General features: G+C 54.5%; 20 protein-coding genes. 13 read left to right on the forward strand and 7 right to left on the reverse strand.

The window, feature by feature from the left end; genetic code table 11:
- Positions 1 to 24: 24 nt before the first annotated feature.
- Entirely contained in the window at positions 25 to 1,305 is a 1,281-nt protein-coding gene (gene glgC / locus BUB13_RS08335) for a glucose-1-phosphate adenylyltransferase (protein WP_072907816.1), read from the reverse strand.
- Positions 1,306 to 1,639: 334 nt separating this feature from the next.
- On the opposite strand from glgC, the gene BUB13_RS08340 reads away from it, so the two are divergent.
- The 3 genes from BUB13_RS08340 (at position 1,640) to BUB13_RS08350 (ending at position 5,599) form a co-directional block, all read left to right on the forward strand.
- Positions 1,640 to 2,284 carry a DUF6198 family protein gene (locus BUB13_RS08340; protein WP_072907818.1) on the forward strand — a complete coding sequence of 215 codons (645 nt, stop codon included), beginning with the start codon at positions 1,640 to 1,642 and terminating at the stop codon, positions 2,282 to 2,284.
- A 127-nt stretch (positions 2,285 to 2,411) separates the two neighbouring features.
- The gene (locus BUB13_RS08345) at positions 2,412 to 4,847 is read left to right on the forward strand and encodes a glycosyltransferase (RefSeq protein ID WP_072907820.1); all 2,436 of its coding nucleotides are present in this window, start codon (positions 2,412 to 2,414) and stop codon (positions 4,845 to 4,847) included.
- Positions 4,848 to 5,005: 158 nt separating this feature from the next.
- Complete coding sequence (locus tag BUB13_RS08350) at positions 5,006 to 5,599, forward strand: hypothetical protein (RefSeq protein WP_072907822.1); 594 nt, start codon at positions 5,006 to 5,008, stop codon at positions 5,597 to 5,599.
- Positions 5,600 to 5,688: 89 nt separating this feature from the next.
- Here the strand turns inward: BUB13_RS08350 and BUB13_RS08355 are convergent, their stop codons facing one another.
- Together BUB13_RS08355 and BUB13_RS08360 are read right to left on the reverse strand one after the other, a co-directional pair.
- Entirely contained in the window at positions 5,689 to 6,231 is a 543-nt protein-coding gene (locus tag BUB13_RS08355; protein WP_072907824.1) for a hypothetical protein, read from the reverse strand.
- A gap of 256 nt (positions 6,232 to 6,487) precedes the next feature.
- On the reverse strand, positions 6,488 to 6,697 hold the full coding sequence (locus BUB13_RS08360; RefSeq protein WP_072907826.1) for a three-helix bundle dimerization domain-containing protein: 210 nt from the start codon (positions 6,695 to 6,697) through the stop codon (positions 6,488 to 6,490).
- A gap of 174 nt (positions 6,698 to 6,871) precedes the next feature.
- Between BUB13_RS08360 and BUB13_RS08365 the strand changes: the two genes are divergently transcribed.
- Together BUB13_RS08365 and BUB13_RS08370 are read left to right on the forward strand one after the other, a co-directional pair.
- Positions 6,872 to 8,197, forward strand: a complete 1,326-nt coding sequence (locus BUB13_RS08365; protein WP_072907828.1) for a PhoH family protein — start codon at positions 6,872 to 6,874, stop codon at positions 8,195 to 8,197.
- An 11-nt stretch (positions 8,198 to 8,208) separates the two neighbouring features.
- Positions 8,209 to 9,489: a radical SAM protein gene (locus BUB13_RS08370; protein WP_208610142.1), complete on the forward strand. Its 1,281-nt coding sequence runs from the start codon at positions 8,209 to 8,211 to the stop codon at positions 9,487 to 9,489.
- Here BUB13_RS08370 and BUB13_RS08375 read toward each other — a convergent pair.
- From BUB13_RS08375 to BUB13_RS08385, 3 genes are all read right to left on the reverse strand, one after another.
- Positions 9,482 to 9,856 carry a response regulator gene (locus BUB13_RS08375; RefSeq protein ID WP_072907830.1) on the reverse strand — a complete coding sequence of 125 codons (375 nt, stop codon included), beginning with the start codon at positions 9,854 to 9,856 and terminating at the stop codon, positions 9,482 to 9,484. The genes BUB13_RS08370 and BUB13_RS08375 overlap by 8 nt on opposite strands.
- On the reverse strand, positions 9,856 to 11,046 hold the full coding sequence (locus BUB13_RS08380; protein ID WP_072907832.1) for a sensor histidine kinase: 1,191 nt from the start codon (positions 11,044 to 11,046) through the stop codon (positions 9,856 to 9,858). Before BUB13_RS08380 ends, BUB13_RS08375 begins: the two co-directional genes overlap by 1 nt.
- A gap of 171 nt (positions 11,047 to 11,217) precedes the next feature.
- Positions 11,218 to 13,041 carry a lysophospholipid acyltransferase family protein gene (locus BUB13_RS08385; protein ID WP_072907834.1) on the reverse strand — a complete coding sequence of 608 codons (1,824 nt, stop codon included), beginning with the start codon at positions 13,039 to 13,041 and terminating at the stop codon, positions 11,218 to 11,220.
- Positions 13,042 to 13,241: 200 nt separating this feature from the next.
- Between BUB13_RS08385 and BUB13_RS08390 the strand changes: the two genes are divergently transcribed.
- From BUB13_RS08390 to phoU, 8 genes are all read left to right on the forward strand, one after another.
- Positions 13,242 to 14,432, forward strand: a complete 1,191-nt coding sequence (locus BUB13_RS08390) for a hybrid sensor histidine kinase/response regulator (protein WP_072907836.1) — start codon at positions 13,242 to 13,244, stop codon at positions 14,430 to 14,432.
- A 171-nt stretch (positions 14,433 to 14,603) separates the two neighbouring features.
- Positions 14,604 to 15,305, forward strand: a complete 702-nt coding sequence (locus BUB13_RS08395) for a response regulator (protein WP_072907838.1) — start codon at positions 14,604 to 14,606, stop codon at positions 15,303 to 15,305.
- A complete protein-coding gene (locus BUB13_RS08400) occupies positions 15,302 to 17,083 on the forward strand; it encodes an ATP-binding protein (protein WP_072907840.1) in 1,782 nt (593 codons plus the stop codon). The genes BUB13_RS08395 and BUB13_RS08400 overlap by 4 nt, the downstream gene beginning before the upstream one ends.
- 159 nt (positions 17,084 to 17,242) lie before the next feature.
- A complete protein-coding gene (locus BUB13_RS08405) occupies positions 17,243 to 18,214 on the forward strand; it encodes a PstS family phosphate ABC transporter substrate-binding protein (protein ID WP_072907842.1) in 972 nt (323 codons plus the stop codon).
- An 86-nt stretch (positions 18,215 to 18,300) separates the two neighbouring features.
- Complete coding sequence (locus BUB13_RS08410; RefSeq protein WP_072907844.1) at positions 18,301 to 20,514, forward strand: ABC transporter permease subunit; 2,214 nt, start codon at positions 18,301 to 18,303, stop codon at positions 20,512 to 20,514.
- A gap of 15 nt (positions 20,515 to 20,529) precedes the next feature.
- Positions 20,530 to 22,143 carry a phosphate ABC transporter permease PstA gene (gene pstA / locus BUB13_RS08415; RefSeq protein ID WP_072907846.1) on the forward strand — a complete coding sequence of 538 codons (1,614 nt, stop codon included), beginning with the start codon at positions 20,530 to 20,532 and terminating at the stop codon, positions 22,141 to 22,143.
- A 16-nt stretch (positions 22,144 to 22,159) separates the two neighbouring features.
- A complete protein-coding gene (pstB, locus tag BUB13_RS08420; RefSeq protein WP_072907848.1) occupies positions 22,160 to 22,933 on the forward strand; it encodes a phosphate ABC transporter ATP-binding protein PstB in 774 nt (257 codons plus the stop codon).
- A gap of 16 nt (positions 22,934 to 22,949) precedes the next feature.
- The gene (gene phoU, locus BUB13_RS08425) at positions 22,950 to 23,615 is read left to right on the forward strand and encodes a phosphate signaling complex protein PhoU (RefSeq protein WP_072907850.1); all 666 of its coding nucleotides are present in this window, start codon (positions 22,950 to 22,952) and stop codon (positions 23,613 to 23,615) included.
- 97 nt (positions 23,616 to 23,712) lie between these two features.
- On the opposite strand, the gene BUB13_RS08430 is transcribed toward phoU, so the two are convergent.
- On the reverse strand, positions 23,713 to 24,522 hold the full coding sequence (locus BUB13_RS08430) for a C40 family peptidase (protein WP_244151855.1): 810 nt from the start codon (positions 24,520 to 24,522) through the stop codon (positions 23,713 to 23,715).
- Positions 24,523 to 24,534: the final 12 nt, after the last annotated feature.

Here is a 24,534-nt window from a genome sequence, read left to right on the forward strand (position 1 = left end):
TACGCTGTGAAATCCTTTACCGGATCAGGCGTAGCCTTCCCTTTGGCCGAGCATTCCCCGGGTGACCAGAACAAGGCCTTTTTCCGTGATCCGGAAGCCGTTTGCTTTGTCCTGTTCGGGATCGAAGCCGATCACCGATCCCTCGGGGATCTCGCAGCCGCGATCGATGATTGTCCGCTTGATTTTACAGTTCCGGTGAATCACGGTTTCCGGAAGGATGACGGTTTCATCTATTTTCGAATAAGAGTGTATCCTGACGTTGGAAAAGAGCAGGGTTTTACGTAACTGTGAACCGGAAATAATACAACCGCCGGAAACGGCAGAGTCGACGGCCATGCCGCGCCTGTGATCCTGGTCGAAAACGAATTTGGCGGGTGGCAGTTGAACCTGGTAGGTCCACATCGGCCACTGCTGGTTGTAAAGGTTCAGTTCCGGTTTTGGAGAGATCAACTCCATGTTGGCTTCCCAGAAAGCATCCAGCGTGCCGACATCCCGCCAATAAGCGCGTTCACCGGTTTCCGTATCCCGGAAGGGAAAGGCGAAAACCTTGTGCTTGTCAATGATCGAGGGGATGATGTCCTTGCCGAAATCGTGCTCCGACGACTTGTCAGCGCCGTCCTGGCAGAGGATGTCGAAGAGGAACTCGGTGTTGAAAATGTAATTTCCCATCGACGCCAGAGTCAGTTCCGGATTGTCGGGAAGCGGTGCTGGGTTTGCGGGTTTTTCCTCGAAACCGATGATGCGCTTATTTTCATCAACCTGCATGACGCCGAAGGCACCGGCAGCCTCCTCGACAGGAACTTCAAGGCAGGACACGGTCATTTCGGCGCCACTTTCAACGTGCTGCAACAGCATATCCCGGTAGTCCATGTGGTAGATGTGATCACCAGAGAGAATCAGGACATATTTGGGCATTTCCGCCCGAATGATATCCAGATTCTGGTAAACCGCATCTGCAGTTCCCTGGTACCAGGATTCGGAAAAGCGTTGAGAGGCCGGAAGGACTTCGACAAATTCGCCGAGTTCTTTTTTGAAATGACTCCAGCCCCGCACCAGGTGGCGGATCAGGGAATGCGATTTGTACTGCGTTAAAACCCCGATACGGCGAATCCCAGAATTGACGCAATTGGAAAGGGGAAAGTCGATGATGCGGTATTTCCCTCCGAAATAGACTGCCGGCTTGGCCCGCCATGATGTCAGTTCATGCAGTCGGCTACCGCGCCCGCCGGCAAGGACCAGGGCGAAGGTGTCTTTAACAAGGTGGCTGACGTAGCGATATACAACACGATTGTCTTTGTCCGGCATGATGTCTCCTAGGTAAATGAATTGTAAGTCTTCCGCTTATTCTAGCAGTAATAATAAGATTTTCTGAGTCGCTTTCGTTCTTTAATGCTCTTCATTTTAAAGAAACGCAGAGGGGCTCGGTGTGAGTGACCCGCAAGGCTAAAAAATAAGGCCTGGATAGTTACTTTGCAACGCTATGTTTTTCCAGCAGGCTTTCATCGGAACCATGTTCTTTTAAGCGTTCGATAATATCGAACGAAACCAGCATAAAGTTCTATTGGATTAATTGCTAAGATTCGCTTAAAACCTGTGTCATAGATTCAAGGAATTGATTTGAACCAACAGGACGCAGCGTATGAAAACGATTTACATGAAATTATGGGCGGAAGACTTGGAGCAGAACCTGTTCTGTCTGCTTGGCAGCCTGGCATTGGCTCTGGGGGTGACGCTTTTCATTCAGCCGAACCAGATTGCAGGCGGTGGTACTCCGGGAATGGCGATTCTGCTCAGCCACCTCAGCGGTTTGACCATCGGCAGCCTGATGCTCATTATCAACATTCCGCTGTTAATTCTGGCGGCATATTTCCTCGGGCAGAAGTTTGTCTGGCGGACTGTCGTTACAGTGGGAATGATTTCCCTGCTGGTCGATTTTTTCAATGAAATCCTTCACGTTTCTGCTCTGACCCAACAACCTGTTCTGGCCGCTTTACTTGGCGGTGCCGCCATCGGTATCGGTGTCGGCCTGATCCTCAAAGGCAACGCCTCTGCCGGTGGCCCGACCATCCTTGCCCGGATTATTGCCGGACGCAGCCGCATCCGCCCGGGGCACTTGATACTGGCCTTCGATGCCATCATCGTCAGCTCTTCCGCGTTTGTTTTCGGTTCCATCGCGTCGGCCCTGCTGAGTCTGCTCAGCGTACTGGTTACCGGCCGCTGCATCGATCTGGTGCTGAGGAAAAACGAACTGAATGATAAGAGAGTTTCAGTGTCGAGCTGTTGAAAAAGGTTTTACCAGCCAAACATTCAGCTAACAAACTATCCAACAGGCAAACAGACTTCTGACAATCGACTCACCTGCGCCTAATCTGGTTATTGATAATCGACAAAAACCAGAGGAGAAAAAAGAGATGGCCAGAGTCGATTTACACGCCCATTCCAAGTATTCCAATCACCCGTCTGAATGGTTTCTGCAGCGCCTTGGGGCTTCCGAGTCCTACACCGAGCCGGAAGCCGTTTATAAAATGGCCCGCAGCCGGGGGATGGATTTCGTTACCGTGACCGACCACAACTGCATGCGTGCATCGTTGGAGCTGGTGCAGAAATATCCGCAGCACTGTTTCACCGGGGTCGAGGTAACAACCTACTTTCCAGAAGATAATTGCAAAATTCACGTGCTGGTCTATGGCCTGAATCAGGACCAGTTCGCGGTGATTCAAGCGTTGCGTAAGAATATCTATCAGCTGCGTGACTACCTGCGCGACCAGGATCTGGCCTGCGTGGTCGCACATGCGACTTACTCAATCAACAACCGTCTGACCCTCGATCACCTGGAAAAGCTGATCCTGCTGTTCAACAACTTCGAGGGGCGCAACGGCAGCCGCAGCACCCTGCACAACGATGTCCTGGCCCGGGTGCTGAAGGGACTGGATGCTGATGATATTGAAAGGCTGCAGGCCAAGCACAAGCTTGAGACCTGGGGCGAAACTCCCTGGCAGAAAGGGCTGACCGGCGGATCTGACGACCATGCCGGTTTTTTTATCGGCAAGACATGCACCGAAACGAACGCCGCCACTCCGCAGGAGTTTATTGCTCAGCTGAAAAATGGGCGGATGCAGCCCTGCGGCCGGCAGAACGATTTCCAGGGGCTGACCTTTGCCATCTACAAGATCGCTTACGATTTTTCCCAGCAGCACAACACCCCGTTTTCGCACTCGACGGTCAGTGAGCTGACCCAGCACCTGTTCTGTGAAAAGCGACTCGGATTCAAAGATCGCCTGAAGCTGAACAAGCTGAAAAGACAGAAAGAAAACCCGATCTACCAGAGCATTATCCAGTTGCTGGAAACCAGCAAAGCTCTCGATCAAGATGATATCGACAGCCGCCTTGACCTGCTCTATGAGTGCATCAGCGATATTTCCGATCAGTATTTCTGCTCGTTGTTGAAATCGCTCAACGCGGATATCGAGGAGATGGACATCATTCGCATGATCCAGGGATTGTCATCGACGATTCCCGGCATTTTCCTCTCGGTGCCCTTTTTCAGTTCGTTCCGCCACATGTTTGGCGACCGCGACCTGATCAACAGCCTTGACACCAGCCTCGGCAAGCATACCGAAGAGCGCCCCAAGCGGATTCTCTGGTTGACCGATACCCTGACCGATCTTAACGGTGTCTCCATGACCCTGCAGACCATCGGCCGTCTGGCCGACGAGAAGGGCTACGACATCAAGATCCTCGCCAGCCTCGATCCGGATCAGGAGCACGGCAACCTGCCGAAATCGACCCTGATGGTGCCGCCGATCCACGAGTTCCAACTGCCGCATTACGAGCAGCTACAGATTAAGATGCCCTCGGTGCTGCGCATGCTGAAAATGGTTTATGCCTACAACCCGGACGAGGTTTACATCTCGACGCCCGGCCCGGTTGGCCTGCTGGGGCTGATGATGGGCAAGATGCTCGGCACCAAGGTGAGCGGTATCTATCACACTGACTTCACCATGGAATCGGCGGAGATTCTCGACGAACCGGCAATTTCGAACATGATCGAATCCTACAACAAGTGGTTTTTCAACCAGTTCGATACCCTGCTGGTACCGACCGAAGAGTACATGCAGCTGCTCAAAGAGCGTGGCTACCGCTACCGTCACATGCAGCGTTTCCAGCGGGGGCTGCGCACCGAACACTTCAAACCGGAAAAAACTGCCAACCGCTTTCACAGTGGTCAGCAGCCGCGCCTGCTTTACTGCGGCCGGATTTCGAAAGACAAGAACCTCGACTTTCTGCTGGCGACTTATCGACAGCTGCTTCGGTCGCATCCGACCGCGGCTTTGACCGTTGTCGGCGATGGCCCCTACCTGGCGGAAATGAAGGAGCAGTGTCGCTACCTGAACAACGTTGAGTTTCTCGGCCGGGTCGATTACCAGCAGCTGCCACAGATTTACAACAGCCATGATCTTTTCCTCTTCCCGAGCATCACCGATACCTTCGGCATGGCGGTGTTGGAAGCCCAGGCCTGCGGTCTGCCGGCGCTGGTTTCCGATGTTGGTGGACCGAAAGAGATTGTTGTCAACGGGCAAACTGGTCATGTGCTGCCGGTCAAAGATCCTGCCGATTGGGCCAAAGCCCTCGATTGCAGGCTGCGCGATCTGAAGGAAGGTGGCGAGTCCTACGCGCTGATGAGTAAAGAAGCGCGCAACCGGGTGGAAAACAATTACAGCTGGGACCGGATACTGCACAACATGGTCAAGGCTGATGCCATAGATGCGCCGCGCCGGCACAGTGTGCGGCAGCGCTCACCCTTTAACCGTTTATTGAAACTCGCGTCCAGCATGATGGTCGGCTAGCCACGACCGTCATTGTTTAGGCTCTGCCTCTATTGCCCGGGTCCTCCGGGCATTTTTTTTGTGCGCAAAAGTCGACGGCTGTGGTGTGAGATCGCTCATTCATTGCTAACATGATTAATTTATAAAGAATAACTTATTGATCGTCCCTGGGAGGCGTTATGGCATCAGTGAAAAATGAACAAATGTTTGCCGCGTTGGAAAAGGAAACCGGCAAAAAGATTCAGCAGGCAGTCAAGCAGGGAGAGGGGAAAAACCTGGTCGCGCAAACCATTGCCCGCGAACAGTTCGAAAAATATTTTGCCGAAAGTGGCGACATGGCAGCGGATGGCAGCAAAATAGCGCGCCGTATTCTGCTCGGCGCTTTCCGGGCGGCTGAAAAGTTGGAATGGTCACTGGAAAAAGCAATTGTGCCACTGGCACAGGGCTTGATGGCCGGGATCTACAAGAACTGTCATGACTACACTGAAAGCTCCATTGTCCTGATCAAAGCCGCAATCCAGAGCAGCACGCTGGTTACGGACGAAGTTGTTCCGCTTGGGACGAAAGTGCTGCAGACAATTATTGAAGGTGGCGAAGAGGTCGAGGCCGATATGCCTGATCTGCTGAAAAAGGTCACACGTGCAGCGACTAAAGCTGCCAAGGGTGCACCGAAAAAAGAAATGAAGGATTTGGAGAATATCCTTATGGGGCTGTTGGAAGGAAAGTGCAGCCTGAGAGCTGATGGTGTGGTGTGGAAGAAAAAGACCAAGTAAGCTCTTAGTTGCTGGATGAAAGAAAGAAAGCGCCCGGATAAAATATTTATTCGGGCGCTTTCTTTTGTGACTTTACGCGAAGTTTCGTTTTAGCCCTTGAACATCTTCATCAGGCGTTCGGTCAAATCTGCTTCTTTCTTGTTGATCTCGAACACTACGGTTTCGCCTGCAGGGCCGGCACCGAGGACAGTCTTGGCGTAAGGCATATGGCCGTGGGCGGCAAATTTTTCGCTGCTTTCTTTGCTACCGACGACGTAGAGGCGGTTCATGTACTTATAGACAGCGTAGTCATCACCCTTGGATTCGACCAGGAATGGGGTGCGCTCGTAGGTGCTCATGAGGCGCTCGGTCAGGTTCGGGTCTTTTTTGGCAATCTCGAAAACCACGGTTTCGCCATGGGGGCCCGCGCCGAGAACAGTTTTGGCGTATGGCATGTGGCCATGGGCGGCAAATTTCTCACTGCTTTCCTCGCTACCGACGACATAGTGGCGATCGAGGTAGTCGTAAACGAAGAAGTTCCCTTCTTTGCTCAGCAGCATTTGCGGGGTGTCAACATCAACCTGCTTGGCAGTGCTGGCACAACCAGTCAAGGCGACAAACATCATTACCATCATGATCCAGATTTTTTGCATCTTTAACTCCTTGTTGGGAAAATTTTGCTCATAAAAATAGATTCGCGTAAGCATTCTGTTTGAGCTTAGTAAGGATTGCGTTAAAAGCGGACGCAGAAGATCTCTCCCCGGCGAAGCTTCTCTGCGAAGGTTGCCGGTAAAAGATTATCGGAGGAAGAGGTTTGTGTGAGGATTCAGTGAGAGAGGGGGTGCGACGCAATAAAAAAGCCGTATCCAGTTTTCAGCATGTGGATACGGCTTTTGCTTGTCGATTTTTTTAGTGGTGTTCCAGGTAGTCTTTCACTTTACGACTGACGAAAATCGGTAAGTAAGTACGAATGCTGGCATCTGCGATCATGGGCTCAAGGTTGGCGAGGTAGTTTTTACGGACCTGATCCTGCTGGCCGGGGAACTGCTCACACAGGCGGTTGATCGCTTCTTCGTGCTGATTCTTCTCGATATCGTCCTGAAAATCTATATGTCCCATAGGAATGTCCTTTCTCCTGAGGATTAGTAAAGTGTCAGAAGATTGTTAGGGGAGTGTTAGCATAAAATTAAAGTTGTCAGCGCTTTGTTCTGGTATTGAAACCTTAGCCTGATTCACACATGTTCTTAACATTGTGAAACCAAGCTGGCTTAACATCCTCAAAAGGAGCCGGCTTTGTCAGAAAAAAAATATCTCCTCGATACCAACGTCCTGTTGCACGATGCTCATTCCCTCCACAACTTTGCCGATAACCAGGTCATTCTGCCGCTGGCCGTAATCGAAGAACTGGATCGCTTTAAAAAAGACGCCAACGAAAACGGTCGCAATGCCCGCCAAGTGTCACGCACCCTTGATCGATTGCGCCTGCAGGGGGTGTTGACCAACGGCGGGGTGTCGTTGGAGAACGGTGGCCTGCTGCGGGTCGTGGTGAGCAAATCGAACAATCTGAAGCTGCTACCGCCTGAATTGCGGCAATATACCGTCGATCACCAGATTCTTGCTCTGGCGTTGGAAGAGCAGCAGCGCAGCGAAGAACCGGTGATCCTGGTCAGCAAAGATATCAACCTGAGAATCAAGGCCCACGCTGTCGGTCTGCAGGCGCAGGATTATGAAACCGACAAAATTTCGCTTGAAACTTTGTATACCGGTGTCGAGCAGCGCAGCTTCAGCCAGGAGCAGATCGATCGTTTTTTTCGCGACCAGTGCCTGCATGAGCTGGAGGAAGACTTCCCGCCGCACCTTTGCCTGAAGCTGGATGCCTTAGAAAATCCACAACAGCAGGCGATCGCTCGTTACGATCAACAGCAGCGTGCACTGTTGCCGCTGCGACCCTTGCCAGTGGAAGGTTATTGGGGAATTACACCGCGAAACGTCGAACAGAAGTTTGCCCTGGAGCTGCTCTCCCATCCTGATATCCACCTGGTGACACTGGTCGGTCGTGCCGGAACCGGGAAAACCCTGCTGGCACTGGCTGCCGGCCTGCAGGCAGTGACCGAAGCCAACCAGTACTCGCGCCTGCTGGTGTCTCGGCCGGTCTTCCCGATGGGGCGGGATCTCGGTTTTCTGCCGGGAGATGTGGAAGAAAAGCTGGCGCCCTGGATGCAGCCAATCAACGACAACCTCGACCTGCTGCTTAACCAGCATGATAATGGGCGGCGCGGCAAACAGCGGCACCAGGAGCTGAAAGATCTGGATATCATTTCTGTCGAACCGCTCACTTACATCCGGGGCCGGTCGATCCCGCGCCAGTACATGATCGTTGACGAGGCACAGAACCTGACCCCGCACGAAGTAAAAACCATTATCAGCCGTGCCGGAGAAGGAACCAAAATCGTTCTCACTGGTGACCCGGAGCAGATCGATAACCCTTACGTTGATTCCTCCAGTAATGGTTTGACCTACGTGGTTGAGCGGTTTCGTAACAATCCGCTGTCGGGGCATATCATGCTGACCCGCGGTGAACGTTCGCCTTTGGCTGATGCTGCGAGCGAGTTGCTGTGAGGAACGTTTTTATGGGGAAAGAGAAAATGAATCGGATAACGAAAAATATACAGGTCGCTAAAACTTTCCTCCAGGGGCGCGTCCCCGGCCAGCTGGTGATCCAGTACACAGATCTTTGCAACGCCCAGTGCCCGCAATGTGGTATGCGTGCGAGCAACGATTTTCCGCGCACGACCTTGGGGGTTGAGCGGACGAAAGAAATCATCGCAACCGCTGCAGAAAAAGGTTTCGCCGCTCTTTCTTTTACAGGTGGCGAGCCTTTCCTGCATCTGGATGAGGTTTGCGCGTTGAGCTGTTACGCTGACCAGCAGGGGATCGATTATATCCGCACCGGCACCAATGGCTACCTTTTCGCCGGCAGTGACAAAGCCGGTTTCAGCGACAAGGTCAAGCGACTGGCGGACAAGCTGGCAGCGACGCCGATCCGCAATATCTGGGTCAGTATCGATTCCAGCGATCCGCAGGTGCATGAACAGATGCGCGGGCTGCCGGGGGTGATAAGGGGAATCGAGAAAGCGTTGCCGCTCTTTGCCGAGCGGGGGATTTATCTTTCTGCCAACCTGGGGATTAATCGCAACTTCGCTGGTCGGCAGGAGCGCGAGGAACTCGATGCCGATTTTTTCCGGGCCGGTTTCGATCGTTTCTATCGTTATGTTGCCGACCTCGGTTTTTCCATCGCCAATGTCTGCTACCCGATGTGGAGCGAGCCGGAGCAAGCCGATACGGAAGCGGTTTATGCTGCGACCACCAGTGACCAGATCACCTATTTCAGTCATGTGGAAAAGCTGGCGTTGTTTTCGGCCCTGTTCGAGACCATCCCGCAGCACCGGCAGCGGTTGCGCATTTTCACGCCGCGCGCAAGTTTGCACGCTCTGCTCAATCAGTATCGCGGTGAAGAACATTTGAGCAGCTCCTGCCGCGGCGGGATCGATTTTTTCTTTGTCGACAGTGCTGATGGTAACACCTACCCCTGTGGTTACCGGGGCGAAGAGAACCTGGGTCCGTTCGAGCAGCTCGAGATGAAAAGCTGTGCCGGGGGAGATGACTGTCGCCGTTGCGACTGGGAATGCTTTCGTGACCCGTCCGAGTTGTTCGCGCCGATGACCGCTCTGCGTACGACACCGCTCAAACTGCTGCAGCGGTTGCGTCAAGACCCTGAGTTCATTCGCCTCTGGTGGGAAGATTTGCGTTACTACCGGGCCTGCCATTATTTCAACGGGCGAATGGCACCGAGCAGCAGCAAGCTACGGGACTGGGAGTTGCAAGGCGCGCCGGTTGCGGCGATCAGCTGAAGCCGAGTTCGAATTGAACTTTGGCGCGCAGGGCGCTGATGCTGCCTTTACAGATGTAGCCATCAGCTTGATACTTTACTGCCGATTCGCGCAGGATATCTTCATCGTTGGAAGAGTAAAGGTAGATCGGCAGGGAGGTCAGTTCCGGTTCATCACGCAGCAGTGAGCAGAGTTGATCCCCCGGCAGCGCCGGCATGTTGACATCGATCAGGAGCATGTCTGGCTTCGTTTTCAGGACAGTTTCGGTGGTGCGGAAAGGGGAGTTGTGCATCACCACGCGAAAGCCGAGTCCTTCGATAATCCCTTTGGCGGTGAGCAGATGGCTTTCGTCATCATCAATAATCAATACTGTTTTTTGTACTGTCATCAACTTGCGACCTTTAGTTTTGGTTTGGTTGTGCAGGGGAGGGAAACGTCGAAGCGGCTGCCAACGCCGTAGGTGCTTTCGACGCTGATTGCCCCACCGAGCAGCTGAATCAACTGACGGGTGATGGTCAAACCCAGTCCGGTTCCCTCAAAGCGTCGTGTTTTTGCGTCCTCGAGCTGATCGAAGGCGGTGAACAGGCGTTCCAGGTTTTCTTTTTTGATGCCGATGCCGGTGTCCTTCACTGCCAGATGCAACTGGTCAGTCACTTCTGCAGAAATCACGATAATGCCGCGATCACTGTACTTGACGGCGTTGCTTGCCAGGTTGAGCAGGATCTGCCTGGTTTTTATCCGGTCAGCCTGCAGTTTGATCGACGGATCGGGGCAGTCGATTTCGATCTGCAGAGGCTTGTCTCCAGCCAGAACCTTGCAGGTTTCCAGCACCTCGGCGAGGAGTTCACAGAGCGAGAACTCTTCGCTGTGGATTTCCATCCGCCCCGCTTCGATTTTTGACAGGTCAAGGATGTTGTTGACGATGGCGCGCAGGTTCTGAGCGTTGGATGAGAGCAGCGAAAGGTATTTCGGGACATCATCCCGTTTCCCATCGTTGTGTCTCATCTGCAGCAGCTCGGAAAAGCCGATAATGGCGCCGATCGGCGAGCGAAGTTCATGGGTAATGTGCGCCATGAAACTTGTTTTGACGGCATCCAGCTTTTCCATCTCTTTCGCTCTGGCGATGGCCAACTCGCGCTGGGCGATACTGCTTGCCAGGTAGTTGCCCTGTTCCACAACCAGGCGCTTCACTGATAGTCGGCCAACGTACTTGTCCTCATCATCGACCACAAGAATTTCATCGTAGATGTCGTTGAAGTCGCGGGCCATCGCTTTGTCCAGGACCCCGTTCAGTGACTCGTCAATATGCACGATCATCGGGGTCATGTCGGCGATAACGCTGATCGGTTTTTTCCCGTAAAGGGCAAAGCCAAAGCGGATAGCGAGTGTTGTCAGGATTTTACTGCGTGTCGCCAGCCCGTACGGGTAACCGTCTTTCACGATTGGTAAAGCGTCCAGTTCCGGCTCGTTATAGAAACGCTCCGACAACACTGATACCAGGGTGTCGGGCGAAATCGCTTCGCCGTAACTGATCAGGTCGCTGATTTTTGGCGTCATCTGTTCTGAATCGTAGGTCATATTTTCCGTTATCCATATCTGTTCGGGCCGTCAGCCGGCTATCAGATATAAGGTTTGTCTGTTAGACCTTCGTGAGAAAAAATTAAAAAATGTTGTTTTAGATTTTTTTCTGAGCAAAAAAATAGCCGGGCAGAACGCCCGGCCGAATAGCACTTTGGGTAAAAGAGTCGATCACGCGCAGTGAGCCGACTCGGGTTGATGGTGGTTTATGTAGCTCTGGTAGCCTTCCCGGCTCATGTAGCGTTGCAACTGTTTGCGCTCGGTCTGGGTCAGGTCGACCAGCAACAGGCCGTCGATAACGTCGCTGAAATCAGGGTCGAGGTTGAAGGCAAGCAATTTGCCACCCAGCCCGAGGTAATGACGGAGCAGCACAGGGATGCCTTTGTTATCGGTCTCCAGATCGGCTACCAGGGCGGAGACTTCTTCCATGTCCTGCAAAAGCGGGTCGGCCTGACCGACAGGCACACCGTTGATCTGCAGGGGTTTCAATGGCACCGGCAGGCGCGGCTGTACCAGCGCAGCAAGGTCGTTTATCAGGAAGTTGCGTGCCAGGGCACTGGTCATCAACTGTCGCGAGGTGCTGCTGTAATCACCGGAGATACTGACCGGGCCGAACAGGTAGCGGTACTGCGGGTTCGCGACCAGGTAGTGACCGATCCCCTTCCACAGCAGTAGCAAAGAAGAATAGGAGCGTTGATATTCGGTGCGAATGAAGGAGCGTCCCAGTTCCAGCGAGTTCTGCAGGCGGTCGAGCAGTTGCGGCTTGAAATCGAACAGGGTCGAGGTGTAGAGGCCATCAACGCCGTTTTTCTCTATTAATTCGTCGACCCGGCCGAGACGGTAAGAGCCGACCAGCTCGCGCTTCTCCCGGTTCCACATGCAGAGATGGGTATAGTCCTGGTCGAAGCGGTCGAGGTCGACGCTTTGCCCGGTGCCCTCACCGACTTGGCGGAAAGTGACTTCTCGCAAGCGGCCGATCTCCTGTAGAAGCGCCGGAGCCTGTGTGGCCGAGAAGGTGAAGATGTCGAATTCGCCGCTCCGCAGCAGGTGCTGCTCTTGCGGTAAGGCGGCAATTTCCGTTTCCAGTAACTGACTATCGAGTGCGGCAATGATCTGCTGCTGTTTGCAGGTCGCTGTGGCTCCAGCAGCTGTTTCTGTCTGTGAGGGTGACAGCTCCAGCGCATATGTGCGCAGGCGCAGATAAGAGTTCATCTCGTTGTCATCGTTGAAGCGCTTCAGCTTTTTGCTCTGCAACAGGTTGCCAATGCGGACTTCCAGTTCTTGCCCGGCTTTATTCAGCAGCATGCGCGGCAGTAGCGCAGTGCGCAGGCACGGGTGGATGCGCCCGGCTAGCTGAAACAGGGGACCGTTTTCACCCGGGAAGAAGACCGGCAGCACCGGGGCTTTGCTCAAGCGAACCAGGCGTGGCAGGGTCGAACTCCAGGTCGGGTCGCAGACCAGTTTCTGCTCTGCCTGGTAGGAGGACACCTCGCCGGCCGGGAATATGACCAGCAGGCCCCCCTGCTTCAGATGATTGAGTGATTGCCGCAGCGGCGCCAGGTTGGTTTTAGCGGCATCTTCACCACCAAAGGGGTCGACGTTGATCAAGCGTTCACGCAACTGTGGAATGCGGCTGAGCATGAAATTGGCCATGACTTTGAAGTCGGGGCGCCGCTTGCTGAGCAGATCGATCAGGATCAGGCCTTCAATGCCGCCGTAGGGATGGTTGGCAATGAGAATACAGGGGCCTGTCTGTGGGATCCGAGCGGCGGCGTGTTCTTCCAACCTGTAACCAACCTCAAGCTTCTCCAGGGCCGCGGCGGGGAAGCGGTCGGCGGCCAGGTCCGGGCCGAGCTGGTCATAAAGTTGCTGACAGCGCCGCAGGCCGAGAAGTTGCTCAATTATTTTCAAGGCGTGCTGTTTCAGCTGTTGTTTTTCTGGTTTAGCGGATCTTAGCAGAAACGGATTGGCTGGTATTTCGCTGATAACATTCATAAGTGTTCTTCTCCTGAATCGAGTTGTCTAACTCAAACGGAGAATTGTTATCAGGCGATTGTCTGTGGGTTAGTTTTTGATTGCCGCTCATAAAGTTATGTTAGAAGAGCTAACGAAATGAACATTAAGGGCTAATTTCTTCGTAACCGGAAAAGGCGAGTGTTTCCCTGTGTAATCTTATTGAACTCTGGAGGGCGAAGATGGAACAGGTGGAAGCGACAGTGACAGATCCCCGGGACGGGCGGCAGGGTGATATCAAGAACCGGGTGTTGCAGATTGTCGGCGAGGACAGCGGCAAGATCCTGGTGGTGGAAGATGAAATTGAACTGGCAGAGGTGCTGGAATTCAACCTGATCCGCAAAGGTTTTGACGTGTTGCTGGCTCATGACGGGTTGGAGGCCTGCCGCCTGATCGGTCGTGAGCAGCCTGACCTGATTCTGCTCGACCTGATGCTGCCGCTGCTCGATGGCTGGGAGGTTTGTCGCATGGTGCGCTCCCATCAGGATCCCGCTTTTCGCAAAACCCCGATTATCATGCTCAGTGCTCTCGGCTCGACAGAAGACCGCATCAAGGGCTACGACCTCGGAGCCGACCTTTACCTGCCGAAGCCTTACGCGATAAAAGAAGTAATAATCAAGTCGCGCCAGCTGATTCAGCAGCATCGTGATTTTCTGCAACTGAACCAGCAGGTCAGTTCGCTGCAAAGTTGGGCCGACATGCAGGACCAGTGGCAGCAGGCGTTGTTCCACGAGCTGCGCAACCAGTTGACAGTTATCTCCGGCATGGCCTTACACCTGCAACAGGACCGGCAGTTGCCGCCGGGTCGCACCGAGCAGTTCGCCGAGCAGATCAGTAGCAGTTCCCATTATCTCGGTGCCTTGGCAGAAAACTACCTGCTGGTTCGCCGGCTTGAGGACAAGCCGGGCCAACTGCAGGGTGAGCCTTTTCTGCTGGCCAACCTGCTGGGTGAATTGCAAGAGCTGTTTCAGCCTCTGGCGGAGCAGAAATCCTGCCAGCTAAAGTTATCTTGCGATTCCTCGGTATTACTGGAACTGCATCCGATAGGTTTGAAAATCGTTCTTTCCAGCCTGATCGACAACGCGCTGAAGTATTCAATGCTTGATGGTCATATTCTCCTCAGTGTGCAGGTGGACACGGAGTGCGTGCGGATTCTGCTGCAGGATGATGGCCCTGGCGTTGATCCGGGCGAGCGGGAAAAGATTTTCACCAAATTCTATCGTGGCCGCGATAACCGGGAAAAACTGGTAGGAAGTGGGCTTGGCCTATACATGGCACGTGCCCTGAGCGAGGCGATGGGGGGCAGCCTGTGCCTGCTCGATAATGATCAGCCCGGCTGTTGTTTCCAGCTCAGCCTGCCTCGGCCATGCTGATTTTGGCCATTTTTACCTACCGAAAGGGAGAACCAATTTCCGACAATTGCTGGAATTGCGAAAAAAAAGCGATAAAATGTCGCTGTTTAGCGAGTGCTCACAAAACCCTAACATTGTTAATAGACCTTGCAGCAAAATATTAGCGAAAAGCCGATTGTGAGGTTAGGACAAATGACAGATAAAAAAACTGTTCTTGTCGTCGAGGACGAGGAAGATATCCTGGCGCTGCTGCATTTCAACCTGGTGAAAGCAGGCTACCAGGTCGAGTGCGCGTCTGACGGCGAAGAGGGCCTGCGCAAGATTGCCGAGAAGCAGCCGGACCTGATACTGCTCGATCTGATGCTGCCCGGTATTGGCGGTCTCGACATCTGCCGGCAGTTGCGCCTGGAGGAGGCGACCGCCAAGTTGCCGATTATCATGCTGACTGCGCGCGGTGAAGAGGCCGACGTGGTGCAGGGGCTGGAGCTTGGTGCTGATGATTACATGACCAAGCCGTTCAGCATCAAGGTGCTGCTGGCACGGATTCAAACGGTTCTTCGCCGCAACAGTGAAGAAGATATCGTCAAACCGGGAGAAGAGATCGTCTGTGGTGAGCTGCAGATCCACCCTGGCCGCAACACGGTGAAAGTTGCTGGCGACAACGTCGATCTGACCTATACCGAGTTCCGCGTTCTGGTCGCCCTGGCCAGCCGGCCCGGCTGGGTTTTCACCCGCTACCAGATTGTCAACGCCGTGCGCGGTGAAGATTATGCCGTTACCGATCGTGCCGTTGATGTGCAGATCGCCGGTTTGCGTAAAAAGCTGGGCGTTTGTGGGTCCTACATAGAAACCGTCCGTGGTGTCGGTTACCGCTTCAGGGAAGCTGCAATATGAAGTTAAGGCGCCGTCGTCTTGTCTGGCAACTTTATCCAAGTTTTCTTTTTCTCATTCTGCTGCTGATTCTGACCGTCAGCTGGTTTGTGCTGGAGGAGGTGCGTGATTTCCACTACCACCAGACCAGTAAAGACCTGCGGGCCCGTACCGCTTTGGTTTCTGAACAGCTGATCGGTGATATCAAGGAAGAGCAACAGCTCTGGTTGATGAACATGGTGGCCCGGTTGAGCGAAAGTTCCGCAACCCGGATCACTATTGTGCTGGCCGATGGCCGGGTCCTCGCTGATTCCGATGAGGATCCGCGCTACATGGATAATCATGGTCAGCGGCCGGAAATTTTGCAGGCTTTTGCCGGTGAGACAGGGGTTTCGACCCGTTTCAGCAACACCCTTGGTCAGACCCTGATGTATGTTGCCTTGCCGATCTATCAAGACGATCAGTTGGCCGGCTGCGTCCGCTCCGCCATGCCGCTTTCCGATATCGACCGCACTTTTCAGGGGATTTACTGGGAACTGCTCGGCGGCGGTGTGTTGATCGCTCTGCTGACGGCGCCGCTTTGCTGGTACCTGGCGCGGCGTATCAGCCGACCGCTGGAACAGATGACCGTTGGAGCACAGCGGTTTGCCCAGGGTGATTTCGCTGTCACCTTGGAAGAGGCCGGCTCGGAAGAGAGTTGCCGTCTGGCGGCGGCGATGAACCGGATGGCTGTACAGCTGTCAGGGCTGATCGAGCGTGAGACTGGTCAGCGTGCCGAGATTGAGGCGATCCTCGGTTGTATGGTGGAAGGTTTGGTTGCCGTCGACAACGATGAACAGGTGATCCGTATGAACAAGGCGGCTGCCGACCTGTTCGAGGTTGCCGTCGATAGCCAGCCTGAGCGGCCGATTCAAGAGGTGATCCGCCAATCGGAGCTGCAGCACTTTGTTCAGCGAGCCCTGGCGCATGAGAAGCCGATTGAAGAAGAGTTGATTCTGCCAGGGCCGAAACAACGCTACCTGCATGCCCAGGCTGCGCCTTTGACCGGTGTGGGCATTGAGCGGATCGGTGTGTTGATTGTTCTGCATGATTTGACCCGTTTGCGCCAGCTCGAGTCGGTGCGGCGTGATTTTGTCGCCAACGTCTCGCACGAGTTGAAAACGCCGATTACCGCCATCCGTGGAGCGGTGGAGACCCTCATTGATGACGATAGCTCCGACCCGGCACTAAAGCGCTTCCTCGAAATTATCTTCAAACAGAACAACCGCCTCAATGCCCTGGTCGAAGATCTGCTCGATCTCTCCAGGATCGAACAGGGCGTCATCGGCAACAGCTGGGAGCTGCAGTGTGTTTCCCTGCTACCGGTCCTGGAGAGCGCCCGAACCGCCTGTGAAAGCCTGCTGGCGGAGAAGAAGATCGAGCTTAAGCTTTTCTGCTCGGCCGATCTCAAGGCACGCATCAATGCGCCTTTGCTGGAGCAGGCTGTGATCAATCTGCTGACCAACGCGATCAAGTACAGCGATGAAGCTGGGCGAATTGTCATTGAAGTGGCGCAGCTGGAAGAGCAGGTCCGTATCCGGGTGCGGGATTTCGGTTGCGGCATTGAGGAAGAGCATCTGCCGCGCTTGTTTGAACGCTTCTACCGGGTCGATCGCGCCCGCAGCCGGAACCTTGGCGGGACCGGTCTTGGTCTGGCCATCGTTAAGCATGTTGCCCATGCGCATCGCGGTGAAGTGACGGTTGCCAGCACGCCGGGCGAGGGCAGCTCATTTACCATTCTGTTACCACGTCGCGGCGAGTAAAGAGTTCCCTCATGTTTTTTTGTTAGAAGAACATGAGGGAGCTTTTCCACTCTTTTAGCGAACTCCTTACTTTGTCCTAACACAAACCTAACATTGTAAAGCCATTCTCCTTCACATCGTTACGAACGAATCAAATCAATTTTAAGGAGAACTACCAAGATGAAAACTGCACTCAAATGTCTGAGCCTGACACTGCTGGCTCTGGTTGTTGCTACCACCGCAATGGCAAGCCCGCTCAAGGTCGATGTCAATATTTCTGATTATGTCAAGGTTCAAGGCGTTGCCGGCAACCTCAACAGTGTCGGTTCCGACACCCTGAACAACATGATGACCTTCTGGGCTGAAGGTTTCCGTAAGCAGTACCCGAACGTCAATGTTCAGATCGAAGGTAAGGGGTCCTCGACTGCTCCTCCAGCGCTGATCGAAGGCACCAGCCAGCTCGGTCCCATGTCCCGCAAGATGAAATCCAAAGAGTCCCAGAAGTTTGAAGCCAAGTACGGTTTCAAGCCCACCACCATCGGTGTTGCTCTCGACTCTCTGGCTGTTTTTATCAATAAGGACAATCCGGTCAACGGCCTCTCCCTGGAAGAAGTTGATGCAATCTTCTCCAAGACTCACAAAGGCGGCATGGCGGATGTTACCACCTGGGGCCAGCTCGGCCTGTCGGGTGAGTGGGCGAACAAGCCGATCAGCCTCTACGGCCGTAACTCCGCGTCCGGCACCTATGGCTACTTCAAGAGCAAGGCCCTGTTCAAAGGCGACTACAAGGACAGCGTCAAAGAGCAGCCGGGCAGTGCTTCGGTTGTCCTCGGAGTAACCGAAGACAAGGCTGGCATCGGTTACTCCGGTATCGGTTACAAGACCTCCGGTGTTAAAGCAATCTCTCTCGGTAAGAAAAAGGGTGATACCCAGTACGAGCCGACTTATGCCAACGTTATGAACGGAAAATACCCGCTCGGTCGTATGCTCTACATCAACGTCGTCAAAGAGCCGAACAAGCCGCTGCCGACTCTGGTCAAGGAGTTCCTGAAGTTCGCCCTGTCGAAAGAGGGCCAGGAAATCGTTATCAAGGACGGTTACCTGCCGCTGACCGCTGACCTGGTCAAAAAAGAACTGGCAAAGCTTGACTGATAGCTGCTCCACAGCCTGATAAATGAAAAGGCTCTGCCCCGGTTGTATGGGGCAGAGCCTGTTTGCATGTCTGGAAGAGAAAAAATATGAACCCAGCGTTCCGCAAAAAAATAAAACGCAACGACCGCATCGCTTACTGGGTGATCACGCTAGGCGGTATGGCGATTATCTTCAGCGTTATCTTCATCCTGATCCTGATTGCAGAAGTTTCTCTGCCGCTGTTTTTGTCTCCCGATGCCGAACTGCATGCCAGCAACCGGATAGAGAACGCCGAAAAAATGATGGCCGTGGGGATGGACGAGTACATGGAGACGGGTTACACCATCGATGAGGACGGGGAAATTCATTTCTTCAACATCGTCGACGGCTCCGAACTCGATCGCAGTCAGCTGGCCCGCGAAGCGGGGAGAAAGAAGCTGATCGACGTCGACAGCTATGGGCGTTTGAACCACTCCCTGCTGTGGGAAGATGGCTCCCTCACCATCGAGCAGGTTGTTTTCAGGCCCTTCTTCGATGAAGCGAATGACAATAAACGCAGCATCCTGCATCAGGTCGATCGGCTTGCCGAGTTCCCGGCACCGCCTGTTTTGCCGCAGCAGTCACTGGCGCGCGCAGATGATGAGGGCCGCAAGGTCCGGGTCGATCTTTTTGCGGATAACCGGTTGCAACTGCAGCTGCTTGAAGTCACGGAAGACTTTCTCGGCAACGAGGAAGTGACCGAAGCGGAACATCTGCTGGAAGTTCATTTTAAAGGGAAAATTTCTGCCCTCGAGCTGAGCAACAACGGGCGCATGCTCTATGCCGGTTCAGACCAAGGGGAGCTGTGTCGTTGGGATTTGTCCGATGCCGAGGAGCCGGTCCTGCTGGAGACCTTGCAGGGCTTCGCCGACCAGCGGGCGATCAGTTCGCTCGGGTTGGTGTTTGGTGATGTTTCTCTCGCTGTTGGCGATGTTACCGGGCAAGTGACAACCTGGTTTCCGGTTCGCAACGATTCCGGCACCCGCGTTCTGACCCGCATTCACGATTTGTCGCAGCACAGCGGGCCGGTTCAGGCGCTTTCCCCGTCACCGCATGATAAAAGCGTTATCAGCTTCAGTGACGATGGCTTGCACCTCGACCACATGACCAGCGAGCGTTTTCTGTTGGCGCTGGGAGAAAAAGACAGCTTGACCAGCTACGCCATGACGACACGTGGTAACGCCATGATCGGCCTGGCGAAAGATGGTCGACTGATCAGCTGGAAGCTTGATATCCCTCACCCGGAAATCAGCTTCGGCACCCTGTTCGGCAAGGTCTGGTACGAAGGTTACGACGAGCCGACCTACGCCTGGCAGTCGTCGGCGGCGACCGACGACTATGAGCCGAAGCTGAGCCTGACGCCGCTGATCTTCGGTACCCTGAAGGGTACCTTCTACGCCATGCTGTTCGCAGTGCCGCTGGCGATTCTCGGCGCGATTTACACCAGCCAGTTTGCCCGGCCGCGATTACGCGAGTTGATCAAACCGGCGGTCGAGGTCATGGCGGCGATACCGACCGTTATCATCGGTTTCCTCGCCGCGCTCTGGCTGGCCCCGCTGATCGAGCGCTCTCTCGGCTCGATGTTCCTCAGCCTGATTATGGTTCCTGCCGCGCTGATGATCAGCATTGCAATCTGGCAGGCCGCGCGAAAGGTTGAACCGCTCAAGCGGGTCGAGCGCGGGTTTGAATTTCTCGCCATCGCTCCGATTGCGATCATGGCCGTCGCTTTTGCCGCCGTGCTCGGCCCCGGGCTGGAGAACTGGCTGTTCGCCGGCGATCTGAAGCAGTGGCTGTTTACCGAGATGGACACCCGCTACGATCCGCGAAACTGTATCATCATCGCTTTCGCCATGGGCTTTGCCGTCATCCCAATTATCTTCACCATCGCCGAGGATTCACTGTCGAATGTCCCGAACAGTCTCAAAGCGGCGTCTCTGGCGCTGGGTGCCAGCCGCTGGCAGACGGTCTGGCGGGTCATTCTGCCATCAGCGTCGCCCGGTATCTTTGCCGGCACCATGATCGGTTTCGGCCGCGCTGTCGGTGAAACCATGATCGTGCTGATGGCAACCGGTAACACGGCAATCATGGACCTGAGTATCTTCAACGGCATGCGGCCGCTCTCGGCCAACATCGCTGTCGAGATCCCCGAAGCACCGGTAGACGGTTCGCTTTATCGGACCTTGTTCCTTTCGGCGGTCATCCTTTTTGTCATGACTTTTGTCGTCAACACCGTCGCTGAGATCGTCCGTCAACGATTGCGTGCGAAATATGGCCGCTTCTAGAGGTAGTGCAGAGATATGAAAAAAGCATCCAAAGAGATGAACAAATACTGGCGTATCGGTGAGCCGATGGTCTGGCTGTCGGGAGCGGCCTTGTCGCTGACTCTGCTCTCCGCCATCACCCTGCTGATCGTCATCATGGTCAATGGCCTCGGTGTTTTCTGGCCATCAAATATCGAGGAAGTGCACCTGAAAGACGGTGGCAAAATCTTCGGCCAGTTGATCAAGACAGAGGAAAACTACGAAAAAACAGGTCTTCGCCGGCAGTACAAGATTGCCAACCGCGATCTGTACGGGCTTGATTTTCGCTGGATCGACGAAGCGAAGATCGAGGAGTCGGTCTACCCGGATGAACTGATCGTCCTGGAGCGGATCGAGCATGGTGATTTCTATGGCCGGATTAAAGCGATCAATACCGGCCGCACAGATTCTCCGACCGCAAACCTGGCTAACCTGCTGACCGAACTGGATCGGGCCACCATCGCCCTGGACCATTTGTCAGAGCTTGAAGACAAGTTGAATGATGCGAGCTATCGCATGGAACAGATGCGGCTTGAGCAGCTCAAGCTTGATTACAACCAGGTGCCGGCCGATTCGCCCAAACAGGTGCAGCTGAACCTGGAGAAGGCCGAGCTGGATAAAGAGTTCGCCGGGCTGATCGAACTGCAGACCCGCCGCCTGGCCGACGCCCGCAAAGCGAAAGCGATCTTTGTCGATGCCGCCGGACAGGAAAAAGAGATCGCTCTGGTCGATATCTTCCAGGCTTACTCGCCCAACATCATGGGAACCAGCGATAAAATTACCTTCTACTTTTTCAAACTGGTTGAGTTGTTCGTTGGCGAGCCGCGCGAGTCGAACACCGAGGGGGGCCTGTTCCCGGCGATCTTCGGTACCGTCATGCTGATCTTCGTCATGAGCCTGTTCTCCTTTCCGCTTGGCGTTATCGCTGCCATCTACCTGCGCGAGTACGCCAAGGAAGGGCCGCTGGTGCGGGTGGTGCGGATTGCCGTCAACAACCTGGCCGGTATCCCCTCGATCGTCTACGGTATCTTCGGTCTCGGCTTTTTTATCTACGGTATCGGTCACACCATCGACAGCATTTTCTTCCCCGAGCGACTGCCAACCCCGACCTTCGGCACCGGCGGCCTGCTCTGGGCCAGCCTGACATTGGCGCTGTTGACCGTGCCGGTGGTTATCGTCGCCACCGAGGAAGCCCTGGGCGCCATCCCGCGCGAGATGCGCGAAGGGTCCTACGCCCTTGGCGCGACCAAGTTCCAGACCCTCTACCGGGTGCTGTTGCCGATGGCGTCGCCCGGCATCATGACCGGTCTGATCCTGGCGATGGCACGTGCCGCCGGCGAGGTTGCACCGCTGATGATCACCGGCGTGGTCAAGCTGGCGCCGGCGCTTCCGATTGACGGCAACTTTCCGTTTTTCCATCTCGACCGCAAGTTCATGCACCTCGGTTTCCACATCTACGACATCGGTTTCCAGTCGCCGAACGTCGAGGCGGCCAAGCCGATGGTTTTTGTCACCACCTTACTGCTGGTGCTGATCGTGCTGACCATGAGCAGCGTGGCGATCCGTTTGCGCAACAAGATGAAAAAGCGCTACACTTTCGGTACTTTCTAGGAGATAGAGATAAAAAATGAGTGGATTGAAGATTGATAATCCGGTTCTTTCGGTGAAAGACCTGCGTTTTTTCTACGGCGACTCCCGTGCCCTGCATGGCATCGACCTCGATTTTCCGGAAAAGCAGGTCACCGCCTTGATCGGTCCTTCCGGCTGTGGCAAGTCAACACTGTTGCGCTGCTTTAACCGGATGAACGACCTGATCGACATCAGCCGGGTTGAGGGCGAAGTCATCCTCGAGGGCGAGAATATTTACGACAAGAGCACCGACATCATTGAGCTGCGGCGCAAGGTCGGCATGGTGTTTCAGAAGTCGAACCCCTTCCCCAAGTCGATCTATGAGAACGTTATTTACGGTCTGCGCATCGCTGGTGAAAACGAGAAAAGCCTGCTCGACGAGCGGGTCGAGACCAGTTTGAAGGGTGCCGCCCTCTGGGATGAGGTTAAGGACCGATTGCATGATAGTGCATTGGGACTGTCCGGTGGCCAGATGCAGCGTCTCTGTATCGCCCGGGCGATTGCAGTTAACCCGAAGGTCATTCTGATGGACGAGCCCTGCTCCGCCCTCGACCCCAAGTCAACGGCTCGGGTTGAGGAACTGATCGGCGAGCTGCGCGAGAATTTCACCATCATCATCGTCACCCACAACATGCAGCAGGCGGCGCGGGTGTCCGACAATACTGCGTTCCTGTTCGAGGGTAACCTGATTGAGTACGGTCTGACCGACCAGCTGTTCGTCAAGCCGCAGAACAAGCAGACGGAAGATTACATCACTGGCCGTTTTGGCTAAGAAAGGATAAATGCAAATGGCAGTTTTAATGCAGCAGGAACTGGATGTTCTGAAGAAGCAGCTTCTGGCTTTGAGCGCCGAAGTCGAGGGGCGGGTCAAGCAGGCCGTTCAGGCGCTGCTGACCGGTGACCGGGTGCTGGCCGATAAGGTTAAGCGGGGGGACGCGCAAATCGATAACATGGAGATCGAACTGGAGGAGGAATGCCTCAAGGTGCTGGCCCTGCACCAGCCGGTGGCGACCGATCTGCGCTTTATCGTATCGATCCTGAAAATCAACAACGACCTGGAGCGGGTCGCTGATTTTGCCGTAAATATTGCGGAGCGTGCTCTCGATTTAAGTGGTGCCATCAAGATTGATAGCCCCTACGATATCGCGGCCATGGCTGAAAAGGTCGAGAAGATGCTGAAGATGGCTCTCGACGCGTTGGTGGAAAAAGATACCGTGCTGGCACGCAGATGCATCGAACTGGACGAAGAGGTCGACGAGATGCACAAAGGGAACTTCGACAAAGTCAAGGACGCGATCAAGCACGACCCGACCTTTATCGATGGCCTGGTCTACTACCTGTCGATCTCCCGCTACCTCGAGCGGATGGGGGATTTGGCAACCAATATTGCCGAGGACGTTGTTTACCAGGTCGATGGCGAGATCATCCGGCATGGCGGTATCCAGAAAGACTGAGCAGAGCGCCAGCCAGCAACTGACTGCAGGGCCCCTTGAGCTTCACTGATCAAGGGGCCCTGTTTCTTATGGAAAAATAAAGGGCCGCAGTTCGAGCCTAGAGGTAGCTCCTGCCACCGACATAGGCGCGCTTCCAGTAGCGGCTGCCCAGGCTGGCAAAGCGGACCGTTTTACCGGTGCGTGGTGCATGAATAAACTGGTTGTTGCCGGCGTACATGCCGACATGAGTGACCCGCGTTCCGCCTTTGGTAGCAAAGAACACCAGGTCGCCTTTTTGTAGTTTTTGCTTGGCAACCGGTTTTCCGGCTTTGAACTGCATGCGCGAGTTTCGTGGCAGATCAAGGCCGTTGAGCCGGTAGCTGACCATCGTCAAGCCGCTACAGTCGAAACCGTTTTTACGATCCTCACCACCCCAGCGGTAAGGCACACCAAGAAAGCGTTGCGCGGTTTTCACAAGTTCGTGGCGCAGGTTGCCCTTGCCGCTTCTGGCGATCTGGGCGGCCGTGTAGTTCTCCGGGATGACGATAAAGAAGCGGTCGATAATGTCCATCGCCTGCAGTCGTTCAGCCTCATTACGAGCGGCGGCGTATTCATTGTGATTGCCGAAACGGACCTTATACAACCCCTCTTCATGCAGGAAATAATAGGCATCAACCCCCTGCTCTTTCAGCTTTGCTTCCAGCCGCACGGCGTTATCCAGCTGACCGAATGCGCCAACCTGTACCGAAAAGCCCATTTTTTTCAATTGCTCCGCAGGTTCTTTAACCAAAGGGGGGGCTTCTTGCAGAATACTGACGATCGGGTCGTTCTCTGTCTGCGTTGGGCCGCTTGCCTGCTGCGGTGATTTCGACGAGCAGGAGCAGAGCAGCAGGAGCAGTAAACAGGGGAGGAGGCGCTGTAAATTCATGGCGGCAAGCAT

Source organism: Malonomonas rubra DSM 5091 (assembly GCF_900142125.1).
Lineage (GTDB): Bacteria > Desulfobacterota > Desulfuromonadia > Desulfuromonadales > Geopsychrobacteraceae > Malonomonas > Malonomonas rubra.